This is a genomic window from Pseudomonas sp. REP124 (assembly GCF_020164475.1).
GTDB lineage: Bacteria > Pseudomonadota > Gammaproteobacteria > Pseudomonadales > Pseudomonadaceae > Aquipseudomonas.
Window position 1 is genome coordinate 1 of sequence record NZ_JAIQWX010000171.1, and the last position, 12,066, is coordinate 12,066.

At 60.1% G+C, this 12,066-nt stretch carries 11 protein-coding genes; 5 read left to right on the top strand and 6 right to left on the bottom strand.

Going from position 1 to position 12,066, the window contains the following annotated elements; genetic code table 11:
- Positions 1 to 61 precede the first annotated feature (61 nt).
- Together fadD1 and fadD2 are read right to left on the bottom strand one after the other, a co-directional pair.
- Positions 62 to 1,762, bottom strand: a complete 1,701-nt coding sequence (gene fadD1, locus K9857_RS26645; RefSeq protein ID WP_224540960.1) for a long-chain-fatty-acid--CoA ligase FadD1 — start codon at positions 1,760 to 1,762, stop codon at positions 62 to 64.
- A 382-nt stretch (positions 1,763 to 2,144) separates the two neighbouring features.
- Complete coding sequence (fadD2, locus tag K9857_RS26650; protein ID WP_224540962.1) at positions 2,145 to 3,833, bottom strand: long-chain-fatty-acid--CoA ligase FadD2; 1,689 nt, start codon at positions 3,831 to 3,833, stop codon at positions 2,145 to 2,147.
- Positions 3,834 to 4,185: 352 nt separating this feature from the next.
- Between fadD2 and K9857_RS26655 the strand changes: the two genes are divergently transcribed.
- Both K9857_RS26655 and K9857_RS26660 read left to right on the top strand, forming a co-directional pair.
- Positions 4,186 to 5,130: an alpha/beta hydrolase gene (locus K9857_RS26655; RefSeq protein WP_224540964.1), complete on the top strand. Its 945-nt coding sequence runs from the start codon at positions 4,186 to 4,188 to the stop codon at positions 5,128 to 5,130.
- A gap of 42 nt (positions 5,131 to 5,172) precedes the next feature.
- Entirely contained in the window at positions 5,173 to 5,643 is a 471-nt protein-coding gene (locus K9857_RS26660; protein WP_224540965.1) for a MaoC family dehydratase, read from the top strand.
- 83 nt (positions 5,644 to 5,726) lie between these two features.
- On the opposite strand, the gene K9857_RS26665 is transcribed toward K9857_RS26660, so the two are convergent.
- Positions 5,727 to 6,194 carry a ferritin-like domain-containing protein gene (locus tag K9857_RS26665; protein ID WP_224540967.1) on the bottom strand — a complete coding sequence of 156 codons (468 nt, stop codon included), beginning with the start codon at positions 6,192 to 6,194 and terminating at the stop codon, positions 5,727 to 5,729.
- Between the two features lie 203 nt (positions 6,195 to 6,397).
- Here K9857_RS26665 and K9857_RS26670 point away from each other — a divergent pair, with 203 nt between their 5' ends.
- Both K9857_RS26670 and K9857_RS26675 read left to right on the top strand, forming a co-directional pair.
- Entirely contained in the window at positions 6,398 to 6,634 is a 237-nt protein-coding gene (locus K9857_RS26670) for a DUF3820 family protein (RefSeq protein ID WP_224540968.1), read from the top strand.
- Positions 6,635 to 6,658: 24 nt separating this feature from the next.
- The gene (locus tag K9857_RS26675; RefSeq protein WP_224540969.1) at positions 6,659 to 7,840 is read left to right on the top strand and encodes an aminotransferase class V-fold PLP-dependent enzyme; all 1,182 of its coding nucleotides are present in this window, start codon (positions 6,659 to 6,661) and stop codon (positions 7,838 to 7,840) included.
- A 230-nt stretch (positions 7,841 to 8,070) separates the two neighbouring features.
- Here the strand turns inward: K9857_RS26675 and K9857_RS26680 are convergent, their stop codons facing one another.
- The 3 genes from K9857_RS26680 to zwf are packed head-to-tail and all read right to left on the bottom strand — an operon-like array spanning position 8,071 to position 10,923.
- Positions 8,071 to 8,736 (bottom strand): bifunctional 4-hydroxy-2-oxoglutarate aldolase/2-dehydro-3-deoxy-phosphogluconate aldolase, encoded by a 666-nt coding sequence (locus K9857_RS26680; RefSeq protein ID WP_224540970.1) that lies wholly within the window; start codon positions 8,734 to 8,736, stop codon positions 8,071 to 8,073.
- 17 nt (positions 8,737 to 8,753) lie between these two features.
- A complete protein-coding gene (gene pgl / locus K9857_RS26685) occupies positions 8,754 to 9,467 on the bottom strand; it encodes a 6-phosphogluconolactonase (protein ID WP_224540971.1) in 714 nt (237 codons plus the stop codon).
- Positions 9,454 to 10,923, bottom strand: a complete 1,470-nt coding sequence (gene zwf / locus K9857_RS26690) for a glucose-6-phosphate dehydrogenase (protein WP_224540974.1) — start codon at positions 10,921 to 10,923, stop codon at positions 9,454 to 9,456. Before zwf ends, pgl begins: the two co-directional genes overlap by 14 nt.
- 225 nt (positions 10,924 to 11,148) lie before the next feature.
- Here zwf and K9857_RS26695 point away from each other — a divergent pair, with 225 nt between their 5' ends.
- Entirely contained in the window at positions 11,149 to 12,009 is an 861-nt protein-coding gene (locus K9857_RS26695; RefSeq protein ID WP_175379671.1) for a MurR/RpiR family transcriptional regulator, read from the top strand.
- Positions 12,010 to 12,066: the final 57 nt, after the last annotated feature.

Here is a 12,066-nt window from a genome sequence, read left to right on the forward strand (position 1 = left end):
AGCCCCCTCGCCACAAAAGCTTGTCCCAACAAAAAGCCCCGCATCTGCGGGGCTTTGTGTTTTACGCGGTGGCTTTCTTCGCGTTGATCTTCTTCAACTCTTCATCGCGCAATTCACGCCGCAGGATCTTGCCGACGTTGGTGGTCGGCAGCGCGTCGCGGAATTCCACGGAGCGTGGAACCTTGTACGCGGTGACGTTGGCGCGCATGTGCTCCATCACCTGTTCCTTGGTCAGGGTCACGCCCGGCTTGGCGACGATGAAAATCTTGATCGATTCCCCCGACTTCTCGTCCGGTACGCCGATGGCCGCGCATTGCAGCACGCCCGGCAGGGTCGCCAGCACGTCTTCCAGCTCGTTGGGATACACGTTGAAACCGGAGACCAGGATCATGTCTTTCTTGCGATCGACGATACGCATGTAGCCATCAGGCTGGATCAGCGCGATGTCACCGGTCTTGAGCCAGCCTTCGCTGTCGAGGATTTCGTCGGTGGCTTCCTGGCGCTGCCAGTAGCCCTTCATCACCTGCGGGCCCTTCACGCACAGCTCGCCGATTTCGCCCAACGGCTGCTCGGCTCCGGCATCGTTGATGATTTTGCACAGCGTCGAAGGTACCGGAATGCCGATGGTGCCGATCTGGGTCATCTGGATCGGGTTCACGGTGGCCACCGGGCTGGTTTCGGTCATGCCGTAACCTTCGCAGATGCCGCAGCCGGTCACCGCTTTCCAGCGCTCGGCAGCCGCCAGTTGCAGGGCCATGCCGCCGGAAAGGGTGACTTTCAGCGCCGAGAAGTCCAGCTTGCGGAAGCCTTCGTTGTTGCACAGGGCCACGAACAGGGTGTTGAGGCCGACGAAGCCGCTGAACTTCCACTTCGACAGTTCCTTGACCATCGCCGGCAGGTCGCGCGGGTTGCTGATCAGGATGTTGTGGTTGCCGATCAGCATCATCGCCATGCAGTGAAAGGTGAAGGCATAGATGTGGTACAGCGGCAGCGGCGTGATCAGGATCTCGCAGCCTTCGTTGAGGTTGGAGCCCATCAGTGCCTTGCACTGCAGCATGTTGGCCACCAGGTTACGGTGGGTCAGCATCGCGCCCTTGGCAACGCCGGTGGTGCCGCCGGTGTATTGCAGCACGGCGACATCGCTGCTGGCCGGGCTCGCCTCGGTCACCGGCTGGCCCTGGCCCTTGCTCAGCACGTCGTTGAACTTGATGGCTTTCGGCAAGTGATACGCCGGCACCATCTTCTTCACGTACTTGATCACGCTGTTGATCAGCAGGCGCTTGAGCGGTGGCAGCAGGTCCGCCACTTCGGTGACGATCACGTGCTTGACGCCGGTCTTGGGCACGACGGTTTCCGCCAGGTGCGCCATGTTGGCCAGACACACCAGGGCCTTGGCGCCGGAGTCGTTGAACTGGTGCTCCATTTCCCGTGCGGTGTAAAGCGGGTTGGTGTTGACCACGATCAGCCCGGCACGGATAGCACCGAAGACGGCCACCGGGTACTGCAATACGTTGGGCAGTTGCACGGCGATTCGATCGCCGGGCTGCAAATCGGTATGCTGTTGCAGATAAGCGGCAAACGCACCGGACAATTCGTACAGCTCACCGTAGGTGATTGTCTTGCCCAGGTTGCTGAACGCCGGTTTGTTGGCGAAGCGTTGGCAGGATTGCTTCAACACTGCCTGAATATTCGGATACTCATCTGGATTGATATCGCTAGCAATTCCAGCTGGGTACTTATCCTTCCAAAAGTCTTCGTTCATGGAAGCCCACTCCTCAGCAACGCGAATTCAGCACCGCATTTGATGCGATTATTATTGGTGTTTGTTTATACGTGAGTCTGGCTTTTTTCCAGGCCGAGAAGTCACAAAGCGCGCCGAGAGTAGCAGCTTTGCCAAGGGTCGAACAGAGCCAAAAGCGGCCTATATGGTCACATTTGTGACTCAAGAATAACAAGCAGTCATTTTAGAGCAAAAATTCCATTACCCTCTGGAAGCCTCGTAAATTGGGGGCTTTATCCCTAAAAGCTTCGCGGGCAAGCCTCGCTCCTACAGGGTTCGGGGTGTTCACAAAAGGGGTGAACACACAACACCTGTAGGAGCGAGGCTTGCCCGCGAATTCGTGCGAAGCGCGGCCATTCAGCGATCAGGCGATATCCCGCAACTCCCGCCGCAGAATCTTGCCCACCGGCGTCATCGGCAACGACTCACGCAACACAATGTGCTTGGGTACCTTGTACGCGGTGAAATTCTCCTTGCAGTAAGCCTTCAGCTCTTCAAGGCTGACCCCCGCCTCCCGCGCCACCACGAACAGCTTCACCGCCTCCCCGGAACGCTCGTCCGGCACGCCGATGACCGCGCAATTGGCGACTTTCGGGTGAGCCATGACCACGTCTTCGATTTCGTTGGGGTACACGTTGAAACCCGAGACGATGATCATGTCCTTCTTGCGGTCGACGATGCGCACGAAGCCGTCCGGATCGATCACCGCGATGTCGCCGGACTTGAACCAGCCTTCGGCATCCAGCACTTCGTTGGTCGCCTCGGGTTTCTGCCAGTAGCCCTTCATGATCTGCGGGCCCTTGATGCACAGCTCGCCGCGCTCACCCAGGGGCTGTTCGACGCCGTCATCGTTGATCACCTTGAGCGTGGTGCCCGGCACCGGCAGGCCGACCGTGCCGATGCGCGACTGGTCGCCATAGGGGTTGGTGCAGGCCACCGGCGAGGTTTCGGTCAGGCCGTAGCCTTCGGTGATGCGGCAACCGGTGATCTGCTCCCAGCGCTCGGCGGTGGCCTTGACCAGTGCGGTGCCGCCGGAGTTGGTGAGCTTGAGACCGGAGAAATCCAGGGTCTTGAATTCCGGGTGATCCATCAGCGCGACGAACAGCGTGTTCAGCCCCAGCAATGACGAGAACCGCCACTTCTTCAGCTCCTTGATGAAGCCGCCGATGTCCCGTGGATTGGTGATCAGCACGTTGTGGTTGCCGGTCACCATCATGCACATGCAGTTCGCGGTGAAGGCATAGATGTGATACAGCGGCAGCGGCGCGATCATGATCTCCTGCCCCTCGCGCAGCAGCGGCTGACCGTCGCTGGCGGACTGGCTGAGGCAGGCCCGGGCCTGCTGCATGTTCGCCACCAGATTGCCGTGGGTCAGCATCGCGCCCTTGGCCAGGCCCGTGGTACCGCCGGTGTATTGCAGCACCGCGATGTCGCCGAGGCCGGCATTGAGCGGTTTGATCGACTTGCCCTTGCCCTGATTCAACGCGCTCTTGAAGGAAATGGCCTGGGGCAAGTTGTAGGCCGGGACCATTTTCTTGACCTTGCTCACCAGGGTGTTGACCAGCCAGCCCTTGGCGCTCGGCATCAGGTCGCCCATCTTCGCTTCGATCAGGTATTTGATGTCGGTATCGCCCAGCACTTCCTGGACCTTCTGCCCGAACATGTTCAGGTACACCAACGCCCGGGCGCCGGAATCCTTGAACTGGTGACGCATCTCCCGCGCGGTATACAGCGGGTTGGTGTTGACCACGATCAGCCCGGCGCGCAGGGCCCCGAACACGGCAATCGGGTATTGCAGGACGTTGGGCATCTGCACCGCGATGCGATCCCCCGGTTTCAGATCGGTGTGTGTTTGCAGGTAACCGGCGAAGGCCGCGCTGTAGCGTTCCAGCTGGGCGTAGGTCAGGGTCACGCCCATGTTGCTGAACGCCGGGCGATCAGCAAACCTCTTGCAGGAACGCTCGAACACCTCGATGACCGACTTGTACTCAGCGACATCAATGTCCAGTGGCACGCCGGCCGGGCGTTTGTCATTCCAGAAATCAGGTTGCATTGTTCTTGTCCTCTTTACCTGAGCCGATCCGGGGCCGCTTCTCTGTCATTTCCATTTCATATTCGAAAAGGAGAAAAGCGGAGCTTCTCCGACACTAGCAGTAATGGCGAATCAGGCAAATATGCGCACGGGTGTCATAGATCGCGTGAATCTTGTTGCCCCGGCGTGGCCTGATCAGACAGTTTGGTGGAGGATGGTCTATAACGACTCCACCCTCCCCCTGTAGGAGCGAGCACGCTCGCGATGGACGTCAACGATCACGCTGGCAGCCTGACACCCCGCGGTGTACCGGCATTCATCGCGAGCGTGCTCGCTCCTACAGGGGGATGTGAACCCAAGCAAAGGAACCGCGATGATCCACGACACGTTCTGGCTGACCACCAGCGACCGCAACCGGCTTTTCGTCAATCAGTGGCTGCCCGCGGGCAACCCGAGGGCCGTGATTCTGCTGGCCCACGGAATGGCGGAACACAGCGGTCGTTACGGGCGTCTGGCGCAGGAATTCTGCGACCAGGGCTACGGCGTATACGCACCGGATCTGCGCGGACATGGCAAAACTGCCGAAAACGGCACCCTCGGCCATTTCGCCGATCAGGACGGTTGGGCCAAGGTGGTGGGCGACCTGGCCTGCCTCAACCAGCACATCGGCCAGCGGCATCAGGGCGTGCCGATCGTGCTGCTCGGGCACAGCATGGGCAGCTACATCGCTCAAGCGTATCTTTTGCATCACAGCGCCAGCCTGCACGGCGCCGTGCTCAGCGGCTCGAACTTCCAACCCGTGGCGCTTTATCGCGCGGCGCGCCAGATCGCTCGTTTCGAGCGCCTGCGCCAGGGCCCCAAGGGGCGCAGCGCGCTGATCGAATGGCTGTCGTTCGGTTCATTCAACAAACAATTCAAACCCACGCGCACTTCTTTCGACTGGCTCAGCCGCGATCCGGCGGAAGTCGATCTGTACGCCAATGACCCGCTCTGCGGCTTTCGCTGCACCAATCAGCTGTGGATCGACCTGCTCGGCGGGTTGCAGCAAATCAGTAAAACGTCCAATCTCGCCCAGATCGACCCGGGCCTGCCGTTGCTGGTGATTGGCGGCGAATGTGATCCGGTGAGCGAAGGCAAGCGTCTGAAAGATCTGGCCGGCGCGCTGCGCGAGGCTGGCAGCCAGCACCTGCACCTGACCGTTTATCCGCAGGCCCGGCACGAACTGTTCAACGAGACCAACCGCGAGGAAGTGACCGCCGATGTGCTGGAGTGGATCGACCAGACTTTGAGCACGCCCCGGCCACACCGAACCGAATAGTTTTTTGTGAATCTTTTTATTTCGTCACAGGAATTCAGACAAATGACCCAGGTTACCAACACCCCCTACGAAGCCCTTGAAGTCGGCCAGACCGCCAGCTTCAGCAAGACTGTCGAAGAGCGCGACATTCAGTTGTTCGCCGCGATGTCGGGTGACCACAACCCGGTGCACCTGGACGCCGAATACGCCGCCGGCACCATGTTCAAGGAACGCATCGCCCACGGCATGTTCAGCGGTGCGCTGATCAGCGCCGCGGTCGCCTGCGAATTGCCTGGGCCAGGCACCATCTACATCGGCCAGAAGATGAGCTTCCAGAAGCCGGTGAAGATTGGCGACACCCTGACCGTGCGCCTGGAGATCCTCGAAAAACTGCCGAAATTCCGCGTGCGCATCGCCACCCGCGTCTTCAACCAGCGCGATGAGCTGGTGGTCGACGGCGAAGCCGAAATCCTCGCACCACGCAAACAGCAGTCCGTGACTCTGACCACCCTGCCGGAAATCAGCATCGGCTGATTCACGCAAAGATCGCAGCCCACGCCATCTCCTTGTAGGAGATGCCGCAGGCTGCGATCTTTTGATCTCGCTTTAGCTAGTGCTTAAGAACGAGCACGCGCCTGATTACGCAACGCCTTCACCTGATCGTGATTACGCTGCACACCGTGATACTGACGCTCGACCAGATCACGAATACCCACCAGGTTGTGCTTGTTGATCTTCTCCATCGCCTCGCGATAAGCCTTCATGGCATGGTCTTCACCACGCTCGGCTTCGTTCAGCACGGCCTCTTCATCCTTGCCGGTGAACATCGCCTTCACATCGACCCAGCGGCGGTGCAGATCGCCGCTGACGCTGGTTGAGGTTTCCGGATCGCCACCCATCGAGCGCACCGCACTCTGCAATTCGGCAGCAGCAGTGGCGCAATCGGCCGAGCGTTGCACGAACAGGGTTTTGAGTTCAGGGTGTTTGATGTCTTCAGCGCAAGTCTTGAACCCTTCCTGACCGTCCTTGCTGGTTTCAATCAGGTCGTTGAGTACAGAAATCGCTTCTTTATTCATGTCGGTCATTTTTCAATTCCTTGCGGTTGATGAAAGGTGCAATGGATATTGCAGCCTGCATGCCAGCTTGGATTTGATTAATAAAGCTATATATTTCAAATAGTTAGAATCGACCGAAAAATCTGTATCCGTTTTTTTTGCATGATCTGTCAATTGGCCTGCATGCAGAATGCCTGTATTTTTCCGACTCAATGAATCAGGACAATTGAGTGATGAACCCTGAAAAACTCGAACTTCTGATTACCCGCGAAATGCCCTTCGGCAAGTACAAGGGGCGGATCATCGCCGACTTGCCGGGGCCGTATCTGAACTGGTTCGCCCGCGAAGGCTTTCCCCATGGCGAGTTGGGCGGCCTGTTGGCGCTGATGCATGAAATCGATCACAACGGTTTGTCGGACCTGCTCGAACCGCTGCGTGTCAAACATGGCAAGCCTGCCCCACGTCATTGAATGCCCTCCTATTTTGAGTAGCCCATGCCAGACAATACCCGCCGCGCCCGTGATGAAGCCTTCTGGCAGACCTTCGCCGATCGCTACGATCTGCAACCCGGTCCCATCAACCTGGAAAACGGTTACTTCGGACGCATGTCGCGCACGGTGGTCGAGGAGTATCAGCGCAACATCGAGCTGATCAATCGCGGCAATTCGGTGCAGGTTCGTCAGCGTTTCGAGCAGGGCGAGAACGCGAAGATCAATGCGCAAGTCGCCGCTCTGATCGGCGTGCCCGACGAGGCGGTTGTCCTCACGCGCAATGCGACCGATGGCTTGCAGTCGCTAATCCGCAACTACAACCGGCTGCAGCCGGGAGATCAGGTGCTGATCTGCGATCTGGAATACGACACGGTCAAAGGCGCCATGCGCTGGCTGGAGAAACACCGTGGTGTCGAGGTGATCGAGATTGAACACCAGCATCCGGCGAGCTTCGACAGTCTGGTGACGACGTATCGGGAAACCTTCGCCCGTTATCCTCGCCTGAAGCTGATGGCGCTGACTCACGTCACTCATCGCACGGGTCTCGTGATGCCGGTGCAGGCGATTGCCGCTGCCGCGAAGGAACATGGCATTGATGTGATTCTCGATGGTGCCCATGCGTTGGGTCAGCTGGAATTCAACCTCAGTGAACTGGGCATAGAATTCGCCGCGTTCAACCTGCACAAGTGGATCGGCGCGCCTCTGACCCTGGGCTTCCTCTACATCGCGCCGGAGCGTCTGGCCGACATTGATCCGGACATGGGCGAGATGCATTTTCCTGTGACAGACATTCGCGCCCGCACGCCCTACAGCACCCCGAACATCCCTGCCCTGCTGACCTTGCCGCTGGTGCTTGAAGAGCACGAAGCCATGGGCGGCGCGGCGGCCAAGGGATCGCGACTGAACTACCTGCGCAATATGTGGGTGCGTGAGGTGCGCGAACTGCCGGGCATCGAAGTGCTGACGCCGGACGATCCGCGGCTGTATTGCGGGATTACCTCGATGCGCTTTACCGAACAGGCCGATCAACAAGCGATGGTCGAGCGGCTGCTCAAGGACTACAACCTGTTCACCGTGGTCCGCACCGGCGCGGCCTGCGGCCCCTGCATCCGAATCACCCCGGGCCTGACCACCACCGGCGAGCACATGCAGCAACTGATCACCGCTCTGAAGGCACTGCGCTGACGGGGCATTTGAGAACAACACGATTCCCTGTGGGAGCGTGGCTTGCCCGCGAAGACGTCGGCACATCCAATATCGATGTCGCCTGACACACCGCCATCGCGGGCAAGCCCGCTCCCACAGTTTTCCGGTTAGGCCGGGATCCGCTTTATGGCAGGCAAAAAAAAACGGCGCACCGACCAAGCGCACCGTTAAAGCCGTAAAGCACACAACGAGTGTCAGGATGAAGCAGATCAGTCCAGCAGCGCCAACGCCTCGGCGGTGCATTCCTGGATGCGGGCCCAGTCGCCGTTCTTGACCCACTCAGGATCAAGCATCCAGCTACCGCCCACGCACATGACGTTTTTTAGCGCCATGTAGCTCTTGATGTTGGCCGGACCGACGCCGCCGGTCGGGCAGAATTTCACTTCGCCAAACGGGCCGCCCAGGGCCTTGATGGCCGCGACGCCGCCGCTCACTTCCGCCGGGAACAGCTTGAAGCGGCGATAACCCAAGCCATAGCCTTCCATGATGCCCGATGCATTGGAGATGCCCGGCAACAGCGGGATCGGACTTTCAACGCTGGCTTCCAGCAGGTCGCGAGTAATGCCCGGCGTAACGATGAACTGCGAACCCGCAGCCTCGGCGGCAGCCAGCATCTGGCGATCGAGCACGGTACCCGCGCCGGTCATCAGCTCAGGACGCTGCTCGCGCAGAATCTGGATGGCCTTGAGGCCGAACTGCGAACGCAAGGTCACTTCCAGTGCAGTCAGGCCACCGGCGGCCAGGGCGTCGGCCAGCGGCAGAACGTCCTGTTCGCGAGCGATGGTGATCACCGGCAGAATCCGCGCCTTGGCGCAGAGGCTGTCGATCAGGGCAACTTTATCCGCCATGGAAACGGTCGGGGATGGGTTTTTCATAGCGGCTGTTCCTTGGCTCATGGGCACCAGTAAATCTCTAACGTGGGTTGCAGAAACGCGCGAATCGGCAGTTCGGCGACATCGTCACCGGCCAGTGCGGTATTCAGGGTGGTCAGTTTGGACTGACCGGAAATCGACAGAATCTTGTGCTTCGCCGAAGCCAGCAGCGCGCGACTCATGGTCAGGCGCTGATGCGGCACCGTCGGCGCCAGCATCGGGTAGCAGCGGCGTACGCCATCGGCCTTCAGGGCTTCAGCGAGGTTCGGGCTGCCCGGGAACAGCGACGCGGTGTGCCCGTCATCGCCCATGCCCAGCACCAGCACGTCGATCGCCGGCAACTCCGAGAGCAGACGATCGGCTTGCTCGGCCGCCAGCTCCAGATTGGCGCTGGCGTTGTACAGGCTCAGGAACTGCGCCTTGGCCGCCGGGCCTTGCAGCAGGTATTTCTTGATCAGGCCGGCGTTGCTGTCGGCGTGTTCCACCGGCACCCAACGCTCGTCGGCCAGGCTCACCACCACGTTCGACCAGTCCAGCGTCTGCTTGGCCAGATGCTGGAAAAACGCCACCGGGCTGCGACCACCGGACACCACCAAAGTCGCGGTGCCCTGGGCGTCGATCGCGTCGCTCAGTTGCTTGGCCACGTTCAGCGCCAAACCCTCGGCCAGCATCGCCGGGCTCTTGAAGCCACGGGCGCTGACGCCTTCAGGCAGTTTCAAATCAGATATCGCCATACCACGACCTCCCGTCCCGCGTGATCAGTGCAATGGAGCTCATCGGCCCCCAGGACCCGGCCGCGTACGGCTTGGGCGCATCACCGGATTTCTTCCACCCGGCGATCAACTGGTCACACCACTTCCACGCGGCTTCGATTTCATCTTTACGGACAAACAGGTTCTGATTGCCGCGCATCACTTCCAGCAACAACCGCTCGTAGGCATCGGGAATCCGTGCGCTACGCCAGGTGTCGGAAAAATTCAATTGCAGAGGACCGCTGCGCAGTTGCATGCCCTTATCCAGGCCCTGGTCCTTGGTCATCACTCGCAGGGAAATGCCTTCGTCCGGTTGCAGGCGGATAATCAGCTTGTTGCTGATTTGCAGGCGCTGCTCGGGGGCGAAGATGTAGTGCGACGGTTCCTTGAAGTGGATGACGATCTGCGACAGCTTCTGCGGCATGCGCTTGCCGGTACGCAGGTAGAACGGCACGCCGGCCCAGCGCCAGTTGCGGATGTCGGCACGCAGGGCGACGAAGGTTTCGGTGTCGCTCTGGGTGTTGGAATTGGGCTCTTCAAGGTAGCCCGGCACGGGCTTGCCTTCGCTGTAGCCGGCGATGTACTGGCCGCGCACCACCTGGGTGGTCAGGCCTTCCGGGCTGATCGGCGCCAGCGCCTTGAGGACCTTGACCTTCTCGTCGCGGATGCTGTCGGCGGACAGGTCGGCCGGCGGGTCCATGGCGATCAGGCAGAGCAGTTGCAGCAGGTGATTCTGGATCATGTCACGCAGCTGGCCGGCCTTGTCGAAGTAACCCCAACGGCCTTCGATGCCGACCTTCTCGGCCACGGTGATTTCCACGTGGGAGATGTAGTGCTGGTTCCACTGGGTTTCGAACAGGCTGTTGGCGAAACGCAGGGCGATCAGGTTCTGGACTGTCTCTTTGCCCAGGTAGTGGTCGATGCGATAGGTGCGGTTCTCCGGGAAGAACTGCGCCACGGCGTCGTTGACCTTGCGTGAGGATTCGAGGTCCGAACCGATGGGCTTTTCCAGCACTACGCGGGTGTTTTCCGCCAGGCCGACTTTCGCCAGGTTCTCGCAGATCGCTCCGTAGACGGCGGCGGGTGTGGCGAAGTAGGCAATCACCCGCTGTGCAGTGCCGGCCTGCTCGGCCAGGGCCACATAGTCTTCGGACTTGAGGAAGTCGACGTGCAGATAGCTCAGACGAGCGAGGAAGCGCTCGACCACGGCTTCATCCAGCTCCTTGGCACCGACGTAACGGCGCAGTTCGGAGGCGATGAACGTCAGATGCTCCTGCTCGCTGCCGGGCTCACGGGCCAGCGCGATGATGCGCGTGTCCTCGTGCAGAAGGCCCGCGCCATCGAGTTGATACAGGGCCGGAAACAGCTTGCGCAGGGCCAGATCGCCCAAAGCGCCGAACAAGGCAAAGGTGCACGGTTCAACCGTAATCGAAAGCATGATGTTTGTTCTTTTATCAAGTTAAGCTACAAATACCTTTTTTCAAGGCATCACTCAAGGGAAAATGTAGTAATAACCACAACATTTTCGCAAAATACAGATTCCGTATGGTGGTCAGTCGGAGCCAACAGTAGGATAGGCCACCGTTACGGGCCTGACCAAAGGCCCTTTTTGCATGAGCCGCCGCTGATTGGCGCCGGTGTTAAGGATACTTATATGGACCGCGTGCGAAATTTACTGGAGCAGATCCAGAATCGCCTTGAAGAGCTGAACAAGGCCGAACGCAAAGTCGCCGAAGTGATCCTGCTCAACCCGCAGCAGGCCACCCGCTTCAGCATCGCCGCCCTCGCCCAGGCCGCTTCGGTCAGTGAACCGACGGTCAATCGTTTCTGCCGATCCTTCGGTGTCAGCGGCTATCCCGAACTCAAGCTGCAACTGGCCCAGAGCCTGGCCAGCGGCGCGGCTTATGTCAGCCGTGCGGTGGAAGCCGACGACAATCCCCAGGCCTATACCCAGAAGATCTTCGGCAGCGCCATCGCCTCGCTGGACAGTGCGTGCCAGGCGCTGGACCCGAACCTGATCAGCCGCGCCGTCGACCTGTTGATCCAGGCCCGGCAGATCCACTTCTTCGGCCTCGGCGCCTCGGCCCCGGTGGCGCTGGATGCGCAGCACAAGTTCTTCCGTTTCAACCTGGCCGTGACCGCCCATGCCGACGTGCTGATGCAGCGCATGATCGCTTCGGTGGCGCACACCGGCGAATTGTTCGTGATCATTTCCTACACCGGCCGCACCCGCGAACTGGTGGAAGTGGCGCGCATCGCCCGGGAAAACGGCGCTTCGGTGCTGGGCCTGACCGCCGAGAACTCACCGCTGGCCAAGGCCAGCACCCTGAGCCTGAACATCCCGCTGCCGGAAGACACCGACATCTACATGCCGATGACTTCGCGGATCATCCAGCTGACCGTGCTGGACGTGCTGGCCACCGGCATGACCCTGCGCCGCGGCGTGGATTTCCAGCCGCATCTGCGCAAGATCAAAGAGAGCCTGAATGCGAGCCGGTATCCGGTGGGGGATGAGTTCAACTGATACCTGCTGATTCTGTGTCGGTTGACCCGGCCTCATCGCGGGCAAGCCCGCTCCCAC